Source organism: Enterobacter sp. JUb54 (assembly GCF_014298075.1).
Classification (GTDB): domain Bacteria; phylum Pseudomonadota; class Gammaproteobacteria; order Enterobacterales; family Enterobacteriaceae; genus Klebsiella; species Klebsiella lignicola.
On the sequence record NZ_CP060418.1, the window covers coordinates 21,907 to 46,954 of the forward strand.

Below are 25,048 nucleotides of genomic sequence, written 5' to 3' on the forward strand. Positions count from 1 at the left end.
CGCTATTTTGATGGAAGGCTGGCAGCGCGCTTTCGTCCTGCATAGTCGTCCCTGGAGCGAAACCAGCCTGATGCTGGACGTCTTCACGGAAGAATCCGGCCGCGTGCGCCTTGTAGCTAAAGGCGCACGTTCCAAACGCTCCAGCCTCAAAGGCGCTCTCCAGCCTTTTACCCCCTTATTACTTCGCTTTGGCGGCCGCGGCGACGTCAAAACGTTACGCAATGCCGAAGCGGTTTCACTGGCCCTGCCGCTCAGCGGTATCACGCTCTACAGCGGGCTGTATGTGAATGAACTCCTCTCCCGCGTGCTGGAACATGAAACGCGCTTTTCCGAACTCTTTTTCGATTACCTGCACTGTCTTCAGGCGCTGGCGGGCGCAAGCGGCACGCCGGAGCCGGCATTACGCCGTTTTGAACTGGCGTTGCTGGGGCATCTGGGTTACGGCGTCGATTTTCTCCACTGCGCCGGCAGCGGCGACGCGGTCGATGACACCATGACCTACCGCTACCGTGAAGAAAAAGGCTTTATCGCCAGCGTGGTTATTGATAACAACACCTTTACCGGGCACCATTTGAAAGCGCTGGCGAACCGGGAGTTTCCGGACAGCGATGCGCTGCGTGCCGCTAAGCGCTTTACCCGTATCGCCCTGAAGCCGTATCTTGGCGGTAAACCGCTGAAGAGTCGGGAGCTGTTTCGCCAGTTTATGCCCGCACGCGCGGCGCGAGCAGATAAAACGAATAACGATCAATGAGGATTGTCATGGCTGAATTACTGTTAGGGGTCAATATTGACCATATCGCGACACTGCGTAACGCGCGCGGCACCGCTTATCCGGACCCGGTACAGGCGGCGTTTATCGCTGAGCAGGCCGGGGCTGACGGCATTACCGTCCACCTGCGCGAAGACCGCCGCCACATTACCGACCGTGACGTGCGCGTGCTGCGCCAGACGCTGGACACCCGCATGAATCTTGAGATGGCGGTCACCGAAGAGATGCTGACCATCGCCTGCGACACCAAACCGCATTTCTGCTGCCTGGTGCCGGAAAAGCGTCAGGAAGTGACGACGGAAGGCGGCCTGGATGTGGCCGGTCAGCGCGAAAAAATGCGCGATGCCTGCAAACGTCTGGCCGATGCCGGGATTCTGGTCTCTCTGTTCATCGATGCCGATGAAGCGCAAATTCAGGCCGCAGCAGACGTTGGCGCTCCCTATATTGAAATTCACACCGGCTGCTACGCCGACGCCGAAAGCGACGCCCAACAGGAAAAAGAGCTGCAGCGTATCGCGACCGCCGCGACCTTTGCCGCAAGCCTCGGTCTGAAGGTGAATGCTGGCCACGGCCTGACCTATCACAACGTCAAAGCGATTGCCCGCATTCCGGAAATGCACGAGCTGAACATCGGCCACGCGATCATCGGTCGGGCGGTGATGAGCGGCCTGAAAGAGGCCGTTGCCGAGATGAAACGCCTGATGCAGGAAGCCCGCGCGTAATGGCGATTCTGGGGCTGGGAACCGATATTGTTGAAATTGCTCGGATAGAAGCGGTGATTGCCCGTAGCGGCGATCGCCTTGCCCGGCGCGTGCTCAGCGACAACGAGTGGCTGATATGGCAGCAGCACCAGCAGCCGGTCCGTTTTCTGGCGAAGCGCTTTGCGGTTAAAGAGGCGGCGGCGAAAGCCCTGGGAACCGGGATCCGCAACGGTCTGGCGTTTAATCAGTTCGAGGTGTACAACGACGAGCTCGGTAAACCCAGCCTGCGTCTATGGGGCGAAGCGCAGAATCTGGCACAGCGTATGGGGGTCAGGAGCATCCACGTGACCCTGGCGGATGAGCGCCATTACGCTTGTGCTACGGTCATCCTGGAGAGTTAACGCCTGCGGGGAGCAGCGTCAGATTTTGTCCGCATGATGTATCAGGACAAACTTATCCCACAGCTGCTCTTCATTTTCGACGTGTGCCGGGTCTTTCAGAATCGTATTGGGGATCGGGCACACTTTCTGACAGGTGGGCGTCTCATAGTGGCCCACGCACTCCGTGCAGCGGTCGCTGTTAATTTCATAGATGCTGTCACCCATCGAAATCGCCTCATTCGGGCATTCCGGTTCGCACATATCGCAATTGATGCATTTTTTGGTGATTAACAGCGCCATCAGGAAATTCTCAGAAACATCACAAACAGGGCGGGCATTATACGCCCATTTTCTGCTCACACCAGTTTTTTCACCAGCGCCTCGCTGTGGCGGATCCGGTCCGGCGCATGTTCAAGATCCTGCTGAACCAGTGCCATAAACAGCAGATCGGTGAGCATCATTTGCGCGCTGGTGGAGGAGATCGCGGCGCTGCGCGTCGCCTGCTCCTCGGCGATGGTGTACAAACACTGTGTCGCCTGCTGCTGCAGCGCATTCGGCGTAAACCCGGTGATCGCCAGGATCCGACAGCCAACCCGCAGCGCTTCTCCGGCGGCCATGTTGATCTCGCGGCGTTCGCCAGAATAGGAGATCGCCACCAGCAGATCGTCGGATGACATCGCCTGCACGGTCGCGAGCAGGGCGTGCATATCCTGTTCGGAAACGGCGTTAATACCGATTTTCATCAGCTTCCAGCCGAAATTACGTGCCACCAGCCCGGATGCGCCGATCCCGGTGATCACCACCCGGCGGGCGTGGCGCAACAGCGCAACGGCTTCCAGCAGTTTCTCTTCGGTGTTGACATCCAGCGAAGCGTGCATCGCGGCCACGTTATCGTTGATCAGCTTCTCGCCCACCAGGCGCAGCGGATCGTCACCGCGGATCTGGTTATGCACCGGAACCGATTGTGGATCGGGCGCACTGGCCAGCGCTTCACTTAAGGCCAGCTTCAGTGCCGGGAAACCTTTAAACCCCATCTTCTGCGCGAATTTCACGACGCTGGACTGGCTGACGCCGGCCTCGCCAGCCAGCTGCTGCGAACTGAGGTGGCGGGTCTGGTCAGGCTGAGCCAGAATAAAGTCTGCCAGCTTTTTGTCGCTTGCCGCCAGCGATGGATAGCGCTGGCGAATGCGGATTAAACAGTTCATCGGTTTTCCTCAGGACAACCTTCGCCCTCTGCTGAAAGAATTTTGTATTCGATTATAAGAGGAATACAGCGAATTAAAAATTCTACCGCTGAGATTTATTGATTCCAGGAAAATAGCCTTAACCCAGGGTTAACGTCCGTAGATGTTTTCTCTGTTCACGAGATAAGGCTGTTAAGCTAACGGCATCAGCTACGATATTTGCTAAAGAAAGAGGTCGGTTTTGAATAGCAGCACGCGGCGAGTGGTTTTTTTTGATCTCGATGGAACGTTACATCAACAAGATATGTTCGGCAGTTTCCTGCGCTATGTCTTGCGTCACCAGCCGTTGAATGTCCCGCTGGTGATCCTCATGTCGCCGGCAATCCTGCTGGGATTAACCGTCAGCGGTCGGGCGGCGCGCTGGCCAATGAGCCTGCTGCTGTGGGCTGCCACCTTCGGGCGCAGCGAGCGCGCCCTGAAGCGACTAGAGGCCGGTTTCGTCCGCTGGTTTCGCCAGCGGGTGACCGCGTTCCCGGTGGTGCAGGCCCGGCTGACGGACTACCTCGACCATCACGATGCCGAGGTCTGGTTGATTACCGGCTCGCCCCAGTCGCTGGTTGAGCAGGTCTATTTTGATACCCCCTGGCTGACGAGAGTGAATGTTATCGCCAGCCGGATGGAGCGCCGTTGCGGCGGCTGGGGGCTAACTCTACGCTGCCTGGGACATGAAAAAGTCGCCCAACTGGAGCAGAAAATCGGTGCGCCGTTGCAGCTGTACAGCGGCTACAGCGACAGCGAGCAGGACAACCCGTTGCTCTGTTTTTGCCAGCACCGCTGGCGCGTCACGCCGCAGGGCGATCTTCACCAGTTAGAATAGTGTGTAATGCCGGTTGCCATGTATAATGCGCCCCGCTTTTTCCGCAGGAGTGCCCGCTTTGTCTGACCATGAACTAAACGATGAATACTGGATGCGTCACGCATTAACGCTGGCGAAACGTGCCTGGGAAGAGGGCGAAGTACCGGTAGGGGCCGTGCTGGTGCACAATAATCAGGTTATCGGTGAAGGCTGGAACCGTCCTATCGGGCGCCACGATCCGACGGCGCATGCTGAAATTATGGCGTTGCGTCAGGGCGGAATGGTCCTGCAAAACTACCGACTGATTGATGCCACGCTGTATGTCACGCTCGAACCGTGCGTGATGTGTGCCGGTGCGATGGTGCATAGCCGGATTTCACGGCTGGTATTTGGTGCCCGGGATGCAAAAACCGGCGCGGCCGGATCGCTTATCGACGTCTTACATCATCCGGGAATGAATCATCGGGTCGAGGTCAGCGAAGGGATCCTGGCGGAATCGTGCTCGGGAATGCTCAGTGACTTTTTCCGCTGGCGTCGCGAAGAGAAAAAAGCGCTGAAAAAGGCGCGCTCTGGCGAAGACGTGTAGTTAGTGCCCCAGGCCGGGGATTTTCATCCTGGCGTTGTCGACTAAAGACTCGGCGTGATACTGGAAAAAAGGAATCGTGCGTGGCGCTTGCTCCAGTTCGTCCGGCATCACCGCCGGATAGTCTCCGGCCATCGCCAGCCTCTGCGCTTCCTTTCTCTCTTTCTCGGATAAGTAGCCCACCAGGCTGATGTGATATTTACGGATGTTTTCGACATACGCGTACGCCTCGTGGCCGCGCGCGTAGCCGTATTTCAGCTTGCTGTAATAGGGTTTCTGGCTAAGCAACGGTAAGCGTTGCTTCACGTCCGCCCAGCTGTCGGGATTGCCTTTCTGCTTTTTGGTCAACGAAATCGCATCCAGCATATGGGCGTAACCCATGTTGTACGCCGCGAGGGCAAACCAGATCCGCTCATCTTTGGGGACGGAATCCGGTATCTTGCCCATCATATCCTGCAGGTAACGCATGCCGCCGCTGAGGCTTTGCTCTGCATCCGTTCGGTCGGTCAACCCCAGGCTCTGGGCGGTGTTTTTGGTCAACATCATCATCCCGCGAACCCCGGTCGGCGAGGTGGCCTGCGGATCCCAGTGTGATTCCTGCCACGCAATGGACGCCAGCAGACGCCAGTCGATCTGACGGGCATACTTTTCAAACATCGGCTGCAGACCGGGCAGGGCATTTTCGACGGCGCGCAGGAAGGTACGGGTATCGACATAATCGAAATCGTTGCCGTGCCCAAGGTACTTCTCTTCCAGCCGCGCCAGAGTGCCGTCTTCATTCATGGTGTCGAAGAAATCAAGCATCGCGGCGGAAAGCGAATTGTCCTCGCTCTTGAGGCTAAACCAGGTGACCGGCTGCTCGTCGCTGATATCCAGCGCAACGGCTAGCTCCGGATGAACGCGCTGGAACAGGCTGATCGCCACCGAATCGGCAATGGTGTAATCGAGCTCGCCGTCAATCACCGCCTGCATCAGCGCGGTGGTGCCACGCTTTTCATCCACACGCCAGCCGAGGTCCGGGTATTTATGATCTTTCAGCGCCTGCAGATCGTTAATCGCAACATGACCTGGGGCGATGGCCAGCTGCTCAGCCGTGAGGCTGGCAAGGTTACGCGGCCGCAGGCTGCCGACCCGATAAACCAGCTGCTGGGATACGGAGTAGTAGCTCGGTCCGGGCTGGTAGTTTTTGACCCGCTCCGAGTTGTAGACCAGCCCGGCGGCTAACATATCGGCTTTGCCGGTGTCCAGGTCGTCGAACAGCTGGCTGATATTCTGGCGGACGGTCACTTTCAGCGGCACCCCGAGGTAGTCGGCGAACTGTTTTGCCAGCTCGTAATCCAGCCCATAGGTTTTGTCATTGATCGTGGCGAAGGTCAGCGGTGAATTGATGGTGCTGATACGCAGCTCGCCGCGGGCGATAATCCCGGCCACGCGGTTCTCCGGCTTGCCGGACCACGGGATCGACGGCCACAGGGCGGCCGCCAGCAGTAAGGTCACAATGCCGATAAGCAGATAATTAATCTTCAGTTTTTTCAGATAGTTAATCTTCTGCAGCTCTGAGTTCCTCAGCAGGCTATTAGCGGAATAGGGAAAAGACAGACGTCGAATGAGCGGCATTTTGCTTAAGAATGCGCCAGTTGGCAACTTATTCGCGAGTGCGGTCACATTAATTGATAAACCAGGGGAATCATTTTATTTCCACGCAAACGGTTTCGTCGCGGCTCAGGATTCACTATAATGGCGCCCGTTTCCCCCCTGGCTCATATTGAAAGCTGCGAAGACGAGAGACTTATGATGGAAATTTTGCGTGGTTCACCTGCACTGTCGGCATTTCGAATTAATAAACTGCTGGCACGTTTCCAGGCGGCGAACCTGCCGGTTAGCACTATATATGCAGAGTATGTTCATTTTGCCGATCTGAGCGCGCCGTTAAGCGGCGACGAACGAGAGAGTCTGGCGCGACTGCTCAAGTATGGCCCTGATTTAAAAAGCCATACCCCAACCGGTAAATTACTGCTCGTCACTCCCCGCCCTGGCACCATCTCCCCCTGGTCTTCTAAAGCTACCGATATCGCCCATAACTGCGGCCTGTCGCAGGTTGTGCGCCTTGAGCGCGGCGTGGCGTACTATGTCGAAGCCAGCACTCTGAGCGAAGCGCAGTGGGCCACCGTCGCGAGCGAACTTCACGACCGGATGATGGAAAGCGTCTTTGATGCGCTGGAAGCGGGTGAGCAGCTGTTCGCTCAGCATCAGCCGACGCCGGTCACCAGCGTCGATATGCTGGGTCAGGGTCGTCAGGCGCTGATTGACGCTAACCTCCGTCTGGGGCTGGCGCTGGCGGAAGACGAAATCGACTACCTGTTCGACGCCTTTACCACGCTGGGGCGTAACCCCAACGACATCGAGCTGTATATGTTTGCCCAGGCGAACTCCGAGCACTGTCGTCACAAGATTTTTAACGCCGACTGGGTCATCGATGGCGAACAGCAGCCGAAGTCGCTGTTTAAGATGATCAAAAATACCTTCGAAAAGACGCCGGATTACGTTCTGTCCGCCTATAAAGATAACGCGGCAGTCATGGAAGGTTCTCAGGTAGGGCGCTTCTTCGCCGATCGCGAAAAGGGCCGCTATGACTACCATCAGGAAGACGCACATATCCTGATGAAGGTCGAAACGCACAACCACCCGACGGCCATCTCTCCGTGGCCGGGCGCGGCGACCGGCTCCGGCGGTGAAATCCGTGATGAAGGGGCGACCGGGCGTGGGGCGAAGCCGAAAGCGGGCCTGGTGGGCTTCTCGGTATCGAACCTGCGTATTCCTGGTTTTGAACAGCCGTGGGAAGAAGACTTCGGGAAGCCGGAGCGCATCGTTACCGCGCTGGATATCATGACCGATGGCCCATTAGGCGGCGCGGCGTTTAACAACGAATTTGGTCGTCCGGCGCTGAACGGTTATTTCCGTACCTATGAAGAAAAAGTGACCAGCCACAACGGCGAAGAGCTGCGTGGGTATCATAAGCCGATCATGCTGGCTGGCGGGATCGGTAACATCCGCGGCGAACACGTGCAGAAAGGCGAGATCACCGTGGGTGCGAAACTGATTGTCCTGGGCGGCCCGGCGATGAATATCGGCCTGGGCGGCGGAGCGGCCTCTTCAATGGCTTCCGGTCAGTCCGATGCCGACCTCGACTTTGCCTCGGTACAGCGCGATAACCCGGAAATGGAACGCCGTTGCCAGGAAGTGATCGACCGCTGCTGGCAGCTGGGCGACGACAACCCGATTCTGTTTATCCACGATGTCGGCGCGGGCGGCCTGTCTAACGCCATGCCGGAGCTGGTGAGCGACGGCGGACGCGGTGGTAAATTCCAGCTGCGCGATATCCTCAGCGATGAGCCGGGCATGAGCCCGCTGGAAATCTGGTGTAACGAATCTCAGGAACGCTATGTGCTGGCGGTTGCGCCAGAGCAGCTGCCGCTGTTTGATGAGCTGTGCCGCCGCGAGCGCGCACCTTATGCGGTGATCGGCGAGGCCACCGAAGCGCTGCACCTCAACATGAGCGATTCCCACTTCAACGACCAGCCGATCGACCTGCCGCTGGACGTGCTGCTGGGTAAAACGCCGAAAATGACCCGCGACGTGCAGACCCTGAAAGTCAAAGGCGAAGCGCTGGATCGCCAGCCTATTACCGTGGCTGATGCCGTCAATCGCGTCCTGCATTTACCTGCGGTGGCGGAAAAAACCTTCCTCGTGACCATCGGCGACCGTAGCGTCACCGGCATGGTTGCACGGGATCAGATGGTCGGGCCGTGGCAGATCCCGGTGGCGAACTGCGCGGTGACCACCGCCAGCCTCGATAGCTACTATGGTGAAGCGATGGCTATCGGCGAACGTGCGCCGGTTGCTCTGCTCGACTTTGCCGCTTCTGCCCGCCTGGCGGTGGGGGAAGCGCTGACCAACGTTGCGGCGACGCAAATTGGGGCGTTGAATCGTGTGAAACTCTCCGCTAACTGGATGGCCGCAGCCGGTCACCCGGGTGAAGATGCCGGCCTGTATGAAGCGGTGAAAGCGGTGGGTGAAGAGCTGTGTCCGGCCCTGGGCCTGACGATTCCGGTGGGTAAAGACTCGATGTCGATGAAAACCCGCTGGCAGGAAGGCAGCGAGCAGCGCGAGATGACCTCGCCGCTGTCGCTGGTGATTTCCGCGTTTGCCCGTGTGGAAGATGTCCGTCATACCGTGACGCCGCAGCTCTCCACAGAAGATAACGCCCTGCTGCTGATTGATTTAGGCAAAGGCCACAACGCGCTCGGCGCCACCGCTCTGGCGCAGGTCTATCGTCAACTGGGTGATGTGCCGGCCGACGTTCGCGATGTTGCCCAACTGAAGGGCTTCTGGGATGCGATGCAGGCGCTGGTAGCGGAACGTAAGCTGCTGGCGTACCACGACCGCTCTGACGGTGGTCTGCTGGTGACCCTGGCCGAGATGGCCTTTACCGGCCACTGTGGCCTGACGGCCGATATCGCCGCGCTGGGCGACGATCGTCTGGCGGCGCTGTTTAACGAAGAGCTGGGCGCGGTGATTCAGGTTCGAGCGGCGGATCGCGAGGCGGTGGAAGCCCTGCTGGCTTCTCATGGTCTGGCAGATTGCGTCCATTACCTGGGCCAGGCGACGGCGGGTGACCGTTTTGTTATCACTGCGGATGACCAGCCGGTGTTCAGCGAAAGCCGCACCACGCTGCGTATGTGGTGGGCAGAAACCACCTGGCAGATGCAGCGTCTGCGCGATAACCCGGAGTGTGCCGATAGCGAACACGAAGCGAAAAGCCGCGATAACGATCCGGGCCTCAACGTTAAGCTCTCCTTCGATATCAGCGAAGATATTGCCGCACCGTATATCGCAACCGGCGCGCGTCCGAAAGTGGCCGTGCTGCGCGAGCAGGGCGTCAACTCGCATGTTGAAATGGCGGCTGCCTTCCATCGCGCGGGCTTTGATGCCATCGATGTGCACATGAGCGATCTGCTGGCCGGCCGTACCGGGCTGGCAGATTTCCAGGCGCTGGTGGCCTGCGGCGGCTTCTCTTACGGTGATGTGTTAGGCGCGGGTGAAGGCTGGGCGAAGTCCATCCTGTTCAACGAACGCGTGCGCGATGAGTTTGCCACCTTCTTCCATCGTCCGCAGACCCTGGCGCTGGGCGTGTGTAACGGCTGTCAGATGATGTCTAACCTGCGCGAGCTGATCCCGGGGAGCGACCTGTGGCCACGCTTCGTGCGCAACTACTCCGACCGTTTTGAAGCGCGCTTCAGCCTGGTTGAAGTGACGCAAAGCCCGTCTCTGCTGCTGCAGGGGATGGTGGGCTCCATGATGCCGATTGCCGTTTCCCACGGTGAAGGGCAGGTGGAAGTGCGTGACGGTGCGCATCTGGCGCAGCTTGAGAGCAAAGGCCTGGTGGCGCTGCGCTTTGTCGATAACTTCGGTAAGGTGACGGAAAGCTACCCGGCGAACCCGAACGGTTCAGCCAACGGTATCACCGCGGTAACCAGCGAAAGTGGTCGCGCGACGATTATGATGCCGCACCCTGAGCGTGTATTCCGTACCGTTGCCAACTCCTGGCACCCGGAAAACTGGGGCGAAGACAGCCCGTGGATGCGTATCTTCCGCAACGCGCGTAAACAGCTGGGTTAACCGCAGACACGTATTAAGCCCCCGGTATTGACCGGGGGCTTTTTTATTTGTGATAGCGGTCGCTTTCAGGTGTCGGGGATCGCCGACAAACGCCAGGAAGTGGTGTCACCAATTGGCGACATTTAAGATGTTGATTTTAAACAATATAGATAAAGCAGCAATAAGGTGTTGCTAAATGACGACACTGTGAATAAAAAATGACCGCATCAGTCAACAGCTAAAAGTATTAAAAATATATTATATTTCATTGTGTTAATAAATTGTTTTGCAATGTGGCACAGTTACTGCATAATAATAACCAGTGGCTCATTCACCTTCTTATGTCAGCCCCTTCGGGACGCGCTACATAAACTTCGAATGACGCACAACAAGGTGCCTGCCGTCCAACTATTGATAATAGCCTAGCTTTATCAGCCATCGGGCGAAACGTCGAGTTAGGCACCGCCTTATTCCTTAACAAAGCCAGGCATCTGCCTGGCTTTGTTATATCTGCGGTACTTCACCTGGCAAGGTCACCCATCGCCTTCCTACAACTTGAACGCATTAGGGTATATATTGTGACCTTCCTGACGACAGCACGGTTGCCAGTACCTGTCACGCTGTGATGTCTTCACCCGGCATCGTTATGAGCTAATCATTGAGACCCCAGGCCTTGAAGCGTATCTCTCTTTTCCCTCGTTCCCTGCGTCAACTGGTCACGCTCTCCTTTGTGCTGATTCTGCTGCCTCTGCTGGTGTTAGCCTGGCAGGCCTGGCAGAGCCTGAATGCGCTGAGCGCCCAGGCGGCGCATATCAACCGTACGACGCTGATCGATGCCCGACGCAGCGAAGCGATGGTCAACGCCTCGCTGGAAATGGAGCGTAGCTACCGGCAGTACTGTGTGCTGGACGACCCCACGCTGGCGAAGGTGTATCAGAACCAGCGCAAACGCTACAGCGAAATGCTGGATGCCCATGCCGGCGTACTGCCGGATGAAAAAATCTGGCAGGCGCTGAGCCAGGCGTTAAGCGATCTGGCCCAGCTAAAGTGCAGCAACAGCAGCCCGGATGCCAAATCCGGGGCCAGCCTGGAAGCCTTTGCCGCGGCGAACAGCGAAATGGTGCAGGCCACCCGGACGGTGGTGTACTCACGCGGACAACAGCTGCAGCAGGAGATTGCTGAACGCGGGCAGTTCTTCGGCTGGCAGGCGCTGGTGCTGTTTTTGCTGAGCCTGGCGTTGGTCCTGCTGTTCACCCGCATGATTATCGGTCCGGTAAAAGGGATCGAGAGGATGATTAACCGGCTGGGGGAAGGGAAGTCGCTGGACAACGCGGCACTGTTTACCGGCCCGCGCGAGCTACGTTCCGTCGGGGAGCGCATTATCTGGCTGAGCGAACGCCTGGCATGGCTGGAATCGCAACGCCATCAGTTTTTGCGCCATCTCTCCCACGAGCTGAAAACGCCGCTCGCCAGCATGCGCGAGGGGACCGAGCTGTTGGCAGACCGCGTGGCCGGGCCGTTGACCGCTGAGCAGCAGGAGATTGTCGAAATTCTGGATAGCAGCAGCCGCAATCTGCAAAAACTGATTGAGCAACTGCTTGATTACAACCGCAAACAGGCGGATGGTCCGGTCCCGCGTGAGCGCGTGAATCTGGCTGAGCTGGTTGAAAACGTTGTGGCAGCCCACAGTTTGCCCGCCCGGGCTAAAATGATGCATACCGAGATTCAGCTAGAGGAACGGACCTGTCTGGCGGACCCGGCATTATTCATCAGCGTGCTGGATAATCTCTATTCCAATGCGGTGCACTATGGGTCTGAATCCGGTAACATTCGTCTCCATAGTTACCGGCATGGCGAGCAGGTTCGTATTGACGTGATCAACAGCGGCGAACCGATTCCGCCTGCGGAAAAAAACATGATTTTCGAGCCGTTTTATCAGGGAAGTCATCAGCGTAAAGGGGCGGTGAAGGGAAGCGGTCTGGGACTGAGTATTGCCCGGGACTGCGTCCGACAAATGCAGGGAGAACTGAGCCTGGAAGAGGATGAACCCGGGTATATCTGTTTTCGCATCACGCTGCCCGCCGCTGAGTCGGGAAAAACCAACACATGAATCAACAACGGGTGAATATGTCCCACTTTTTCGCAGTGGTTCGTGCTGTCAAAGGACGCTTGCTGTGCGGCATCGCATGTCTGGCGCTGACGGGATGTTCCGCTTCTTTTTCGCCGCACACGGCAAATGACAAAGCGCAACCTGAACTGCCGCAGCATCAGGTTGCGGATTTTCTCGCGGTCGATTGTGCCGACATCTGGTCGCTGAAGAGCGAGGCCAGCGATAAAAACCCGCTGTACTGGCTACGCGGGATTGATTGTGCCGACCGTCTGGCGCCGGTGCAGGCGCGGGCTGAAGCCCGGCTTCACGGCGATAATAACTGGCAGGACGCGTTTAAGCGCGGGATCCTGCTGGCGGATGCCAAAATCACCCCCAACGAGCGCCGCGACGTGGTGTCTCGCCTGAATACCTACAGCGCGCACATTGCGGTGCAGGTGCGTCCTCTGTATCAGCTGTGGCTCGATGGCCAGAACCGCCAGCTTCAGCTGGTAGAAGAGCGTGCGCGCTATGCGAAGCTGCAACAGTCCAGCGATGCCGAACTAGAGGCGCTGCGCCTCCAGCAAGAGCAGCTGCGCAGCCAACTGGAGCTGACAACACGCAAGCTGGAAAACCTGACCGATATCGAACGTCAGCTCTCCAGTCGCAAACCTGGCGGCAATTTTAATACCGACGGCAGTCACGGAAGCGATAAAGTACCGGAGGTGATCCATGACGATCCGTAAACCCGCCCATTTGCTGCTGGTGGATGACGATCCTGGCCTGTTAAAGCTGCTGGGTATGCGCTTAACCAGCGAAGGATACAGCGTGGTCACCGCCGAAAGCGGCCCTGAGGCGCTGCGAATCCTGGCCCGCGATAAAGTCGAACTGGTGGTTAGCGACCTGCGCATGGATGAGATGGACGGCCTGCAGCTGTTCAGCGAAATTCAGAAAGTACAGCCGGGGCTGCCGGTTATCATCCTCACCGCCCACGGTTCGATTCCCGATGCGGTCGCCGCCACCCAGCAAGGGGTATTTGGTTTTCTGACCAAGCCGGTGGACAAAGACGCGCTGTATAAAGCCATCGATGATGCACTTGAGCAAAGCGCGCCGGTCACGGATGAGCGCTGGCGCCAGGCGATTGTTACCCGCAGTCCGCTGATGCAGCGCCTGCTGGAGCAGGCCGGGATGGTGGCGCAGTCGGACGTCAGCGTGCTGATTAACGGCCAGAGCGGTACCGGGAAAGAGATCGTCGCCCAGGCGATTCATAACGCCAGTCCGCGCCACGACAAACCTTTTGTCGCCATCAACTGTGGGGCATTGCCGGAACAGCTGCTGGAGTCCGAGCTGTTTGGCCATGCGCGCGGAGCTTTTACCGGCGCGGTCAGCAACCGGGAAGGGCTGTTCCAGGCCGCGGAAGGCGGGACGCTGTTCCTCGATGAGATCGGCGATATGCCGGTGGCGCTCCAGGTCAAGCTGCTGCGGGTGTTGCAGGAGCGGAAAGTGCGCCCGCTGGGCAGCAACCGCGATATCGATATCGATGTGCGGATTATCTCGGCGACCCACCGCGATCTGCCAAAAGCGATGGCGCGCGGCGAGTTTCGTGAAGACCTGTTTTACCGCCTGAACGTGGTGAATCTGAAGATCCCGCCGCTGGCCGAGCGTGCTGAAGATATTCCGCTGCTGGCGAACCACCTGCTGCGTCAGTCTGCCGATCGCCATAAGCCGTTTGTCCGCGCCTTTTCCACCGATGCGATGAAACGGCTGATGGCGGCCAAGTGGCCCGGTAACGTGCGCCAGCTGGTGAACGTGATTGAGCAGTGTGTCGCGTTGACGACCTCACCGGTGATCGGCGATGCGCTGGTGGAGCAGGCGCTGGAAGGGGAAAACACCGCGTTGCCAACCTTCGTTGAAGCGCGTAATCAGTTTGAGCTGAACTATCTGCGCAAATTACTGCAAATTACCAAAGGTAACGTCACCCACGCCGCCAGAATGGCGGGGCGTAACCGCACTGAATTTTATAAGTTGCTGTCGCGCCATGAGCTCGACGCCAACGACTTTAAAGAGTAGCTCCGCAACATAACGCAAGCTATGATACGGTAAGCAACCGGTTACGCGACAAAGACAGGAACACCATGAAAAAGATTGATGCGATTATTAAACCTTTCAAACTGGATGACGTGCGTGAAGCGCTGGCCGAAGTCGGCATCACCGGGATGACGGTAACGGAAGTGAAGGGCTTTGGCCGTCAGAAAGGCCACACCGAGCTGTACCGCGGTGCAGAGTACATGGTGGATTTTTTGCCGAAAGTGAAAATTGAAATTGTGGTCACTGACGATATCGTCGATACCTGTGTGGATACCATTATCCGCACCGCCCAGACCGGTAAAATCGGTGATGGTAAAATCTTCGTCTTCGACGTGGCCCGCGTGATTCGTATTCGTACCGGCGAAGAAGACGACGCCGCGATTTAAATGTAAGACCGCATAGATCTGTAGCCCCGGTAGGTTCGCGCCACCGGGGCTACTTTGTTTTATCGGCTTACAGCACCTTGTGCGGGCCGAAACACTCGTAGTGAATGTTCTCGCCGCTCACGCCCAACGCCACCAGCTGCTTCGCGGCAAACTGCATAAACACCACCGGCCCACAGAGATAATACTGCATCTGCGGATCGCGCAGCGCATCGGCCAGCCCGTACAATTCCATCAGACCTTCGCTATTAAAGCGCGCTGCCTGACGGTCGGCGGCGGTCGGCGTGCGATACCAGACGTGGGAACGAAACGCCGGCAGGGTCGCACCCAGGGCGGCAACTTCATCGGCAAACGCGTGAACGTCGCCATTTTCCGCCGCGTGGAGCCAGTTAACCTGGGCGGCATGCTGCGTTTTCGCCAGCGTTTCGAGCATCGCCAGCATCGGCGTCTGACCAACCCCGCCGGAGATAAGCGTTACCGGTGTTTGCTCCGTAACGTCGAGGAAGAAGTCACCTGCCGGTGCCGCCAGATGTACGATATCCCCTTCCTGCGCCGCAGCGTGCAGCCAGTTTGAAACCTGGCCGCCGTTTTCACGCTTCACCGCGATGCGGTAGCTTTTGCCATTTGGCTTGCGGGTCAGCGAGTACTGGCGAATTTCCTGATATTCAAACCCTTCCGGCTTCAGCCAGATAGCCAGGTACTGGCCCGGCTGGTAATCGGCGACCGGCTGGCCATCTACCGGCTCCAGGTCGAAGCTGGTAATCAGGGCACTGCGCGGGGCTTTGCGGGTAATGCGGAACGCTCGGGTGCCTTCCCAGCCGCCGGTTTTGCTGGCGTTTTGCTGGTAGATTTCCGCTTCACGGTTGATAAAGACGTTCGCCAGTACGCCATAGGCTTTTCCCCATGCGTCAAGCACCTCCTGGCCCGGGCTGAACAGCTCGTCGAGCGTCGCCAGCAGGTGAGCGCCCACGATGTTGTACTGTTCCGGTTTGATCTGGAAGCTGGTGTGTTTCTGCGCGATTTTCTCGACCGCCGGCAGCAGGGCAGGCAGGTTCTCGATGTTGCTGGCGTAGGCCGCGATCGCATTAAACAGCGCTTCACGCTGATCGCCGTTGCGCTGGTTGCTCATGTTGAAGATCTCTTTGAGCTCCGGATTATGCGCGAACATGCGATCGTAAAAATGGGCGGTCAGCTTAGGGCCGGTTTCGACGAGCAGGGGGATCGTGGCTTTGACGGTAGCGATGGTTTGAGCGTCGAGCATAGCAGCTTCCTTAAGAGTTATTTAAATGATGTATTTTATATGCATCTTATAAAAATAACCCTGCAATGTAAATGGTTCTTTAACACTTTTCCCTGTAGTGGTAACAACATGAATTATTTGCATCACAAACCTGAAAAGAAATCTGTTGATAATCGTGGAGTCGTTGTTGCTCAAAGCCTTGTCTCATGCGGAGCCAATCGTTTGCGTAAAATCCTTTGTCAAGACCTGTTATCACAGAACGATTCAGTTATACTGTGGGCCGTTGCCCGAAAAGGCCCCCCTTTTAGAGCTGTAATCTATTGTTAGCTGAGCAGGAGATGCGGATGTTAAAGCGTGAAATGAACATTGCCGATTATGATGCCGAACTGTGGCAGGCTATGGAGCAGGAAAAAGTACGTCAGGAAGAGCACATCGAACTGATCGCCTCCGAGAACTACACCAGCCCGCGCGTCATGCAGGCGCAGGGTTCTCAGCTGACCAACAAATATGCCGAAGGCTATCCGGGCAAGCGCTACTACGGCGGTTGTGAATACGTTGATATCGTTGAGCAACTGGCTATCGATCGTGCAAAAGAGCTGTTCGGCGCGGATTATGCCAACGTACAGCCGCACTCTGGTTCTCAGGCTAACTTTGCGGTCTACACCGCGCTGCTGCAGCCGGGCGATACCGTTCTGGGTATGAACCTGGCACAAGGCGGTCACCTGACTCACGGCTCCCCGGTAAACTTCTCCGGTAAGCTGTACAACATCATTCCTTACGGTATCGATGAGTCCGGTAAAATTGACTACGAAGATATGGCTAAGCAGGCTCAGGAACACAAACCGAAGATGATCATCGGTGGTTTCTCTGCTTACTCCGGTATCGTTGACTGGGCAAAAATGCGTGAAATCGCTGACAGCATCGGCGCCTATCTGTTCGTCGATATGGCTCACGTTGCTGGTCTGATCGCTGCAGACGTGTACCCGAACCCGGTTCCGCATGCCCACGTTGTGACCACCACCACCCACAAAACCCTGGCGGGTCCGCGCGGCGGCCTGATCCTGGCGAAGGGCGGTAGCGAAGAACTGTACAAAAAACTGAACTCTGCCGTCTTCCCAAGCGCGCAGGGCGGCCCGCTGATGCACGTTATCGCGGGTAAAGCTGTCGCACTGAAAGAAGCGATGGAGCCTGAGTTCAAAGTTTATCAGCAGCAGGTTGCTAAGAACGCGAAAGCGATGGTTGAAGTGTTCCTGAACCGTGGCTACAAAGTGGTTTCCGGCGGTACTGAAAACCACCTGTTCCTGCTGGATCTGGTCGACAAAAACCTGACCGGTAAAGAAGCTGACGCCGCCCTGGGCCGCGCCAACATCACCGTCAACAAAAACAGCGTACCGAACGATCCGAAGAGCCCGTTTGTGACTTCCGGTATCCGTATTGGTTCTCCGGCCGTGACTCGCCGTGGCTTTAAAGAAGCGGAAGTCAAAGAGCTGGCTGGCTGGATGTGTGACGTGCTGGACAACATCAATGACGAAGCGGTCATTGAGCGCGTGAAGGGCAAAGTGCTGGACGTCTGTGCACGCTTCCCGGTTTACGCATAACGTTTAGCGACGCAAGCGTAAAGAAAAAGGCCGCAAATGCGGCCTTTTTTACGTCTGGCGATCGCTGCTTAACGACGGTCGAGGGAGAGCGACCCCGGCCCGGTGATGGCCAGCAGCAGGAAGGCTCCGGCAATACTGACGTTTTTGTAGAAGTTAATCATGTTAGGTAAGACCGCATCCCCGGTCATGTCCCAGTAATGGTGACCAATGACGGCGGTGCCGAGGGTGTAAAAAATAAAAATAACCGCCAGCGGACGGGTGAAGAAGCCGAGGATAATCAGGATGGCTGCCGGAACCTCCATCACGATGGCGATAATCGCCGACAGCGTCGGGAGCGGAGCGCCGGAGGACGCCATGTACTGTACCGTGCCGCTAAAGCCCATCAGTTTGGGATAGCCAAACAGAATAAACAGCAGCACCACCGCAATACGGGCGATCAACAGCAACACGGGGCGGGAAGCACCAAAATCAAAATAGCGTAGTGTGTTCATAATCAATCCGTTGTGAAGATGAGTCTTATAAACGTAATACACCGTTTGGCGATCTGCCACATGCCGCATGCGTTCAGCGCAATGCCTGCAGTTGCTCCTCCACATACAGATAACCGATACCGAGCAGTTGCTGCTGGCGACTCAGCCGGCCAAAGCCAATCTGGGTGGCGTGCGTCCGGGGGGAATCACCATGGTCGAAGGGATTAAATCCGGTTTGTTTGACGATAGTGTTTAACCACGTCTCGCCAAAAGCGCAGCTGCGGCCATAGAGCCAGATTTGATTAATATTTAAAATATTCAGAAAGTTATAAAGGCTTAAACCAATGGCGTTGGCGGCGCTGTCGGCCCAGGCGCGAATATGCATATCGCCTGCTCTCCAGGCGTTCATTAGCGACTCGGTCGTGATGTTCTCCGGCGAGAGCCCGGCGTCAGGCTGCGTTTTTAACCACGTCCGCGCCTGTTTCTTCAGCGCGCTGAGCGATGCCACCGTTTCCAGGCAGCCGTATCGGCCACAATCGCAGGCCATGCCGTCAGGATTAACGATCGTATGGCCGATTTGTCCGCTGCCGTAGAGGCTGCCGCGCCATACCTGATCGTTGATCACAAATGATGAGCCGATACCGTAATCGACGTTAATCACGCAAAAATCCAGGGGGTGCCCATCGTTCTGCCACTTTTCCGCCAGCGCCAGCATCACGCAGTCGTTGTCGACCATGACCCGAACCTTGAGCTTCTCTTCCAGCAGGTATTTTAATTCCACCGGCGTTTTCCAGCGCGCCTGGGGCATGGTTTGCGAAACCCCGGTCACCGGATCGACCTGCCCATGCACCCCCAGCGCGAGATTGATGCGCGACTGCGGATACTGACGATGGACTTCCTGCCAGCAACCGGCAATGGCCGCAAGCAGCGCCTGCGGCGTGGGAGCATCGATATGCACGTGCTGGAGAGGGCCGGTGGCCAGCAAACGCGCGTCGGCAAGCTGATATTCAATGCTGGTGGGCGTGATGTTCATGCATAGCGTCCAGGCACCGTGCTGCGGGATCTGAAAACTTCCACTATTGACGCCCCGGTTGCTCATCTTTTCGCTGGAGTGGCTAATCAGTCCATCGCTAAGCAGTTCGTCGAGAATATTGCTCACCGCCGGGATAGATAAACCGCTGAGCTGAGAAAGCTGCGATTTGCTGAGCTGCTTCGCCCGCCAGAGGTGGGAAAGAAAAACAGATTTATTGGCCTGCCTGACCCGGGCGTTATTGAAACCGGTCCGCTGCATACACTTAACTCCCTTAACTATATTGCGTGAGCATTGCGCATTTTAGCAGCTATATAGCGATATAAACTGCTGTCATAACATCTTTTACTTTATTTGTTTTAGTGGAGACGTCATGTACGGTTCGGTTAAGGTCTGGCAGGAAACGATTTCATTACCGACGTGGACGACGGGTACGGAAGATCCGAATCCGATGTTCCTTGAGAAACGGGTGTATCAGGGCTCTTCCGGCAGCGTCTATCCCTACGGCGTGATTGATACGCTCACCGGCGAGCGGGAAATGCGTGAATATCAGGCACTCTGGATGGAGAATGACTTTATTCGCATCATGCTGCTGCCGGAGCTTGGGGGCCGCATTCATCGGGCGTATGACAAAGTCAAACAACGCGATTTTGTCTATTACAACGAAGTGGTTAAGCCGGCGCTGGTGGGGCTGCTTGGGCCGTGGATCTCCGGCGGCATTGAATTCAACTGGCCACAGCATCACCGTCCGACCACCTTTATGCCGGTCGATTTTTCGATCCAGCAGAGAGAAGACGGTGCGCAGACCGTATGGATGGGGGAAGCTGAGCCGATGCGCGGTTTGCAGGTCATGACCGGGTTTACGCTCTATCCTGACCGCGCGCTGATTGAAATTACCGGGAAGGTGTTTAACGGTAATTCGACGCCGCGTCATTTCCTGTGGTGGGCCAACCCCGCGGTCAAAGGCGGCGATGCCCATCAGAGCGTGTTCCCACCGGATGTGACCGCGGTCTTCGACCACGGCAAGCGTGACGTCTCCGCGTTCCCGATTGCGACCGGCACCTACTACAAGGTTGACTACTCCGCAGGCGTTGATATTTCCCGCTATAAGAACGTCCCGGTGCCAACCTCCTACATGGCCGAGAAATCGGACTACGATTTTGTCGGCGCTTATCACCATGACGAGCGCGGCGGGCTGCTGCATGTCGCCGATCACCATGTCTCGCCGGGGAAAAAACAGTGGAGCTGGGGCTACGGTGATTTCGGCCAGGCCTGGGACCGCAATCTGACCGATGAAAATGGTCCCTACATCGAGCTGATGACCGGCGTGTTCACCGATAACCAGCCTGACTTTACCTGGCTTGCGCCTTATGAAGAGAAGGTGTTTGTGCAAAACTTCCTTCCCTACAGCGAGTTAGGGATGGTGCAAAATGCCAACACGCAGCTGGCGCTGAAGCTGGTTCGCGAATCTCAGCAGCTGCAGGTCGGCGTGTATGCCATTGCGCCGCTGGAGAATATCGTGGTTGAGCTTAGCGACGACAATCAGCCGCTTTATGAAACGCAATTGTCGCTCAGGCCGGGTGAGAGCTGGCTCCAGACGCTACCGGAAAACGGCGCCGGGCGTTTGACGCTCCAGGTGAAAACCGCCGAAGGCCAGGCGCTGCTGGACTATCGGGAGCATCAGGCCCAGGAAACCCCGTTGCCCGAACCGGCCACCGCACCAGCGCTGCCGGAAGCGATCCACAATGGCGATGAACTCTATTTTATCGGCCAGCATCTTGAACAGTACAACCACGCAAGCCGCTATGCCGCCGACTACTATCGCCGGGCGATTGCACTTGATCCGCAAGATTATCGCAACAACGTCGCTCTGGGGACGCTGGCGTTCAATAGCGCCGACTGGGCCTGCGCTGAGCAGTGTGCCCGTGCGGCGTTGCGCCGCGCCCATCGGCTAAATAAAAACCCGCGCGATGGCGAAGCCAGTATGCTGCTGGCTAATGCTCTGGAACGACAGGGCGATGATGCCGGCGCCTGGGATCATTATTACAAAGCTTCCTGGAGCGGCAATTGTCGCGATGCGGCCTGGTGGTCATTGGCACGTCTGGCGATGAAGCGCGGTGATACGGCCGACGCGCTGGAAAAAGTGAATATCAGCCTGCAATTCAATACCAGTAACCATCTGGCGATGGGGCTGAAAACGCTGGCGTTGGCGCAGGCTGCGTCGATTCATGACGCGCTGGAATACAGTGCCGCCTGTCTTGAACGCTATCCGCTGAGCTATCCGTTGCACTGCGTGCGCTGGATGATTGCGCCTGGCGATGAGGCTCGCGAGAACCTGTTGCGTGTGACCGGGGGCAGAGGGATTAACGCCAGCCTGCTGGCGGGGTGGCTGTTATCGCTTGGGCAAAAGCAGGCGGCAACAGAGGTGCTCGCGCTGCTGGATAGCCAGGAGGCGCTGCCGCTGCTGTGGCGCGCCTCGTTAAGCCATGACGCGACGCAACGGGAACAATTTATCGCGGCGGCCGAGAAGTGCCATGCCCGAAAAGTTCGTTTCCCCAACACGCTCGACGAAGTCCAGATGTTGCAAACCCTGGGAGACAGCGCCTTTGCGCAGTATCTGCTGGGCTGTTTCTGGTACAGCAAGCGGCGCTATGACGACGCGGTAGGCTGCTGGCGCAGGACGCTGGAAACATCCCCGGATTATGCACCGGCGCATCGGTTGCTGGGGGTCTACGCCTGGAACAAACAGCAGGATGCACGGCAGGCGCTGGCCTGTTTGCAACGCGCCGTCGCGCTGGAGCCAGACAACGCCCGCTTCCTCTTTGAACTTGATTTTCTTAAGAAATTACTGGGCACTCCCGTGGCTGAACGCCTGGAGACGCTGGCGGCACGTCAGTCGGTGGTGCACAAGCGCGACGATCTGACCGCTGAACTGTTAAGCCTGTGGCATATCACCGGTCATTACGCCGAAGCGGCCTCTGTGCTCAGCTCGCGGGTCTTTCACCCCTGGGAAGGGGGCGAAGGGAAGATGACCGGCCAGTATTTGCTTAATCAGCTTCACCGGACGTTATGTTCTGTTGCACAACATGAGTATCTGTCAGCGGCGCAATATCTGCATGAGGCATTGCACTATCCCCACAACCTGGGGGAGGGGCGACTGCCAGGGCAGACGGATAACGATATCTGGTATCTGCTGGGGTATTGCGCGGAGCAGTCCGGAGAGACGCAGCAGGCAGCGCAGTACTATCAGCGCGCTCTGCAAGGCGGATCTACGCTGGATGCCGGGCGCTACTACAACGATCAACCCGCCGATTACCTTTTCTGGCAGGGCATGGCGTTACGTAAGTGCGGCAATACCGCCCAGGCCGAGCAGCATTTCCGCAGCTTTATCTCCTGGGCGGAACAGCATCGGGATGACGTTCCGCAGGCTGACTTTTTCGCCGTCTCTCTCCCGGACCTGGTGGTCCTCGATGTATCAGCTCAGCAGCAGCATCAACAACACTGCTTGTTTATTGAAGCGCTTGGTCATCTGGGGCTGGGCAACGTATCCGCCAGCCAGCAGGTGATGCAGCAGCTTCTGCACATCAATCCTGCTCATGATAAGGCGCATTTGATTCACCATGCCCTGCAAAGCGGCATTTTTTCCTGAACCTCAAACGGGCGGGCTGGTCCCGCCTGAACCCTACTGTTCCCTGCGTTTCCCTTATAGAGGAATCATTATGAATAACGCGCAGACACATCTGAAAATGGGCTACGTCTGGACTATCTGTCTGGTTGCCGCCTGCGGTGGTTTACTGTTTGGCTATGACTGGGTGGTGATTGGTGGCGCGAAGCCATTTTATGAAGCCTGGTTCTCGATTACTGACCCGGCGCAGTCCGGCTGGGCTATGAGTTCGGCGCTGGTGGGCTGCGTTTTTGGCGCGTTAATCTCGGGGTGGTGCGCCGATAAACTGGGGCGCAAGCTGCCATTAATTCTCTCTGCCGTTCTGTTCAGCGCCTCGGCGTGGGGGACGGCGCTGGCCAGCAATTTCGACATGTTTGTGTTTTACCGCATTGTGGGCGGGGTGGGCATTGGCCTGGCATCGGCGCTCAGTCCGCTGTACATCGCCGAAGTCAGCCCGGCCGAGAAAAGAGGGCGCTTTGTGGCGGTCAACCAGCTCACTATCGTGATTGGCGTGCTGGCGGCCCAGCTGATCAACCTGATGATTGCTGAACCGGTGGCGACGGGAGCAACCCAGCAGATGATCGTGGAAACCTGGAACGGTCAGACCGGCTGGCGCTGGATGTTTGGTGCGGAGCTGGTGCCGGCGCTGGCGTTTCTGGTGCTGATGTTTTTTGTGCCGGAGTCCCCGCGCTGGCTGATGAAAGCCGGTAAGACAGAGCGTGCGCGTGCCGCGCTGGAGCGTATTGGCTCTGCCGATTACGCCGACAGAATATTGCGTGAAATCGCGCATACCCTGGAAAAAGATAACAACAAAGTCTCCTACAGCGCCTTGCTGGCGCCACACGTTAAACCGATCGTCATCATTGGGATGGTGCTCGCGATATTTCAGCAGTGGTGCGGGATTAACGTCATCTTTAATTACGCCCAGGAGATTTTTGCCTCGGCGGGATTTGATATCAACAGCACCCTGAAATCGATTGTGGCGACCGGGGTGGTAAACCTGGTGTTCACGATTGCCGCCCTGCCGCTGGTGGATAAAATCGGCCGCCGTAAGTTAATGCTGCTGGGGGCCAGCGGGTTGACGGTGATCTATGTGCTGATCGCCGGCGCTTATGCCATGGGCATTATGGGGTGGCCGGTATTGCTGCTGGTGCTGGCCGCGATTGCTATTTACGCGCTGACCCTGGCGCCGGTGACCTGGGTACTGCTCTCGGAAATCTTCCCTAACCGCGTCCGGGGGCTGGCGATGTCTTTGGGGACGGTGGCGTTGTGGATTGCCTGCTTCCTGTTAACCTACACCTTCCCACTGCTTAATGCCGGGCTGGGGGCATCAGGTAGTTTCCTGCTGTACGGCGTGATTTGCGCTGCCGGATACCTCTACATTCTGCGCAACGTGCCGGAAACGAAGGGCATTACCTTAGAAGCGCTGGAGGAGCAACTGGCACAGCGGCATGCCGGTGGCCAGGCGATGAAACACGAGCAGACCCGCTAATGACGCAGGTGTTGATGCTGGAAAACGCGCATCTGAGGATGCGCGTCTCAACGTTGGGCGGCAAAGTGCAAAGCCTGTTTTCGTCACGCTATCAGGTGCCGGTGCTGTATGAAAACCCGGCTGGCGGCATGTTTCCGATGCTGCCACTGGCTAATCGGGTGGCCGGAAACCGTTTTAGCTTCCAGGGTCGCGAGGTCCTGCTGCCGCACCATCATGCCGATGAGCAATTCTTCCTGCACGGCGACGGCTGGCTGCTGCCATGGGAGGTGCTGGAACAAGCTGACCGCTCCTGTCTGTTGCAGTTGCGCCAGCAGCACCCCTGCGGTTTTGATTATCAGGCCCGGGTCCGCTATGAACTGCAGCACGGGACGCTGATCGCCACGATGACGCTGGTGCATTGCGGGCAGACGCCCATGCTGTACGGCGGCGGTTTTCACCCGTTCTTCGCCTTCGATCAGCACAGTCTGGTGCAGTTCGAGGCGAGCGGCCACTGGCCGGAAGGCGCATCGCATTTGCCTCTGGGCTGGCGCGGCGATCTGCCTGAAGGCGGGGATTTCTCCCGGCCGACGTATGGCGAAGATCGCTGGTTGAATGTCTGCTATTCCGGCTGGAACGGCGTCGCGAACATACAGAGAAGCGTGATGTCCGTCACGATTTCATCACAAACTCCGTGGTTGATGCTGTTCCGCATGTCGGGTGAACCGTTTATCTGCCTGGAGCCGCAGAGTCATCCGGTCAACGCGCACAACATGGCGGGGCAGCCAGGTCTGGTGGTTTTAGGGCCGGGAGATAGCGTTTCATGGGGGGTGAAAATCACCGTCGATTAGGGGCTGTTTCGCGGAGGCACTCAAAATCCCTGGCTTGCG

The 25,048-nt window shown here is 57.4% G+C and carries 20 protein-coding genes; 14 read left to right on the plus strand and 6 right to left on the minus strand.

The window, feature by feature from the left end:
- Positions 1–10: 10 nt before the first annotated feature.
- From recO to acpS, 3 genes are read left to right on the plus strand one after another with little or no spacing between them, the layout of a single operon-like run.
- Entirely contained in the window at positions 11–751 is a 741-nt protein-coding gene (gene recO, locus HF679_RS00105; RefSeq protein WP_123755411.1) for a DNA repair protein RecO, read from the plus strand.
- Positions 752–759: 8 nt separating this feature from the next.
- The gene (gene pdxJ / locus HF679_RS00110; protein WP_123755410.1) at positions 760–1,491 is read left to right on the plus strand and encodes a pyridoxine 5'-phosphate synthase; all 732 of its coding nucleotides are present in this window, start codon (positions 760–762) and stop codon (positions 1,489–1,491) included.
- Positions 1,491–1,871 carry a holo-ACP synthase gene (gene acpS / locus HF679_RS00115; protein WP_187042479.1) on the plus strand — a complete coding sequence of 127 codons (381 nt, stop codon included), beginning with the start codon at positions 1,491–1,493 and terminating at the stop codon, positions 1,869–1,871. Before pdxJ ends, acpS begins: the two co-directional genes overlap by 1 nt.
- 18 nt (positions 1,872–1,889) lie before the next feature.
- Here the strand turns inward: acpS and HF679_RS00120 are convergent, their stop codons facing one another.
- Positions 1,890–2,150, minus strand: coding sequence for a YfhL family 4Fe-4S dicluster ferredoxin (locus tag HF679_RS00120; RefSeq protein WP_123755408.1), 261 nt, complete (start codon positions 2,148–2,150; stop codon positions 1,890–1,892).
- Positions 2,151–2,206: 56 nt separating this feature from the next.
- Positions 2,207–3,055, minus strand: a complete 849-nt coding sequence (locus HF679_RS00125; RefSeq protein WP_123755407.1) for a MurR/RpiR family transcriptional regulator — start codon at positions 3,053–3,055, stop codon at positions 2,207–2,209.
- Between the two features lie 220 nt (positions 3,056–3,275).
- On the opposite strand from HF679_RS00125, the gene yfhb reads away from it, so the two are divergent.
- Positions 3,276–3,911: a phosphatidylglycerophosphatase C gene (gene yfhb, locus HF679_RS00130; RefSeq protein WP_123755406.1), complete on the plus strand. Its 636-nt coding sequence runs from the start codon at positions 3,276–3,278 to the stop codon at positions 3,909–3,911.
- Between the two features lie 58 nt (positions 3,912–3,969).
- Complete coding sequence (gene tadA / locus HF679_RS00135) at positions 3,970–4,476, plus strand: tRNA adenosine(34) deaminase TadA (RefSeq protein WP_222618214.1); 507 nt, start codon at positions 3,970–3,972, stop codon at positions 4,474–4,476.
- Here tadA and mltF read toward each other — a convergent pair whose 3' ends face one another.
- Complete coding sequence (gene mltF, locus HF679_RS00140; protein ID WP_123755404.1) at positions 4,477–6,090, minus strand: membrane-bound lytic murein transglycosylase MltF; 1,614 nt, start codon at positions 6,088–6,090, stop codon at positions 4,477–4,479.
- A gap of 174 nt (positions 6,091–6,264) precedes the next feature.
- Between mltF and purL the strand changes: the two genes are divergently transcribed.
- The 5 genes from purL (at position 6,265) to glnB (ending at position 14,691) form a co-directional block, all read left to right on the plus strand.
- Positions 6,265–10,152, plus strand: coding sequence for a phosphoribosylformylglycinamidine synthase (purL, locus tag HF679_RS00145; RefSeq protein ID WP_154144159.1), 3,888 nt, complete (start codon positions 6,265–6,267; stop codon positions 10,150–10,152).
- A gap of 652 nt (positions 10,153–10,804) precedes the next feature.
- Positions 10,805–12,241 carry a sensor histidine kinase gene (locus HF679_RS00150; protein WP_123755402.1) on the plus strand — a complete coding sequence of 479 codons (1,437 nt, stop codon included), beginning with the start codon at positions 10,805–10,807 and terminating at the stop codon, positions 12,239–12,241.
- A gap of 17 nt (positions 12,242–12,258) precedes the next feature.
- Positions 12,259–12,963, plus strand: a complete 705-nt coding sequence (gene qseG / locus HF679_RS00155; protein WP_187043014.1) for a two-component system QseEF-associated lipoprotein QseG — start codon at positions 12,259–12,261, stop codon at positions 12,961–12,963.
- A complete protein-coding gene (glrR, locus tag HF679_RS00160; RefSeq protein WP_123755400.1) occupies positions 12,950–14,287 on the plus strand; it encodes a two-component system response regulator GlrR in 1,338 nt (445 codons plus the stop codon). The genes qseG and glrR overlap by 14 nt, the downstream gene beginning before the upstream one ends.
- Before the next feature lie 65 nt (positions 14,288–14,352).
- Positions 14,353–14,691 (plus strand): nitrogen regulatory protein P-II, encoded by a 339-nt coding sequence (gene glnB, locus HF679_RS00165; RefSeq protein ID WP_002914032.1) that lies wholly within the window; start codon positions 14,353–14,355, stop codon positions 14,689–14,691.
- A gap of 67 nt (positions 14,692–14,758) precedes the next feature.
- Here glnB and hmpA read toward each other — a convergent pair whose 3' ends face one another.
- Complete coding sequence (gene hmpA, locus HF679_RS00170) at positions 14,759–15,949, minus strand: NO-inducible flavohemoprotein (RefSeq protein ID WP_187042480.1); 1,191 nt, start codon at positions 15,947–15,949, stop codon at positions 14,759–14,761.
- 323 nt (positions 15,950–16,272) lie between these two features.
- Here hmpA and glyA point away from each other — a divergent pair, with 323 nt between their 5' ends.
- The gene (gene glyA, locus HF679_RS00175; RefSeq protein WP_123755398.1) at positions 16,273–17,526 is read left to right on the plus strand and encodes a serine hydroxymethyltransferase; all 1,254 of its coding nucleotides are present in this window, start codon (positions 16,273–16,275) and stop codon (positions 17,524–17,526) included.
- Positions 17,527–17,594: 68 nt separating this feature from the next.
- On the opposite strand, the gene HF679_RS00180 is transcribed toward glyA, so the two are convergent.
- Together HF679_RS00180 and HF679_RS00185 are read right to left on the minus strand one after the other, a co-directional pair.
- Positions 17,595–18,017 carry a DoxX family protein gene (locus HF679_RS00180; RefSeq protein WP_123755397.1) on the minus strand — a complete coding sequence of 141 codons (423 nt, stop codon included), beginning with the start codon at positions 18,015–18,017 and terminating at the stop codon, positions 17,595–17,597.
- A 73-nt stretch (positions 18,018–18,090) separates the two neighbouring features.
- A complete protein-coding gene (locus tag HF679_RS00185; RefSeq protein ID WP_123755396.1) occupies positions 18,091–19,287 on the minus strand; it encodes an ROK family transcriptional regulator in 1,197 nt (398 codons plus the stop codon).
- Positions 19,288–19,399: 112 nt separating this feature from the next.
- On the opposite strand from HF679_RS00185, the gene HF679_RS00190 reads away from it, so the two are divergent.
- The 3 genes from HF679_RS00190 (at position 19,400) to HF679_RS00200 (ending at position 25,009) form a co-directional block, all read left to right on the plus strand.
- On the plus strand, positions 19,400–22,675 hold the full coding sequence (locus tag HF679_RS00190; protein ID WP_187042481.1) for a DUF5107 domain-containing protein: 3,276 nt from the start codon (positions 19,400–19,402) through the stop codon (positions 22,673–22,675).
- 70 nt (positions 22,676–22,745) lie between these two features.
- On the plus strand, positions 22,746–24,182 hold the full coding sequence (locus HF679_RS00195; RefSeq protein WP_154144161.1) for a sugar porter family MFS transporter: 1,437 nt from the start codon (positions 22,746–22,748) through the stop codon (positions 24,180–24,182).
- Positions 24,182–25,009 carry an aldose 1-epimerase gene (locus HF679_RS00200; protein WP_187042482.1) on the plus strand — a complete coding sequence of 276 codons (828 nt, stop codon included), beginning with the start codon at positions 24,182–24,184 and terminating at the stop codon, positions 25,007–25,009. The genes HF679_RS00195 and HF679_RS00200 overlap by 1 nt, the downstream gene beginning before the upstream one ends.
- Positions 25,010–25,048 lie beyond the last annotated feature (39 nt).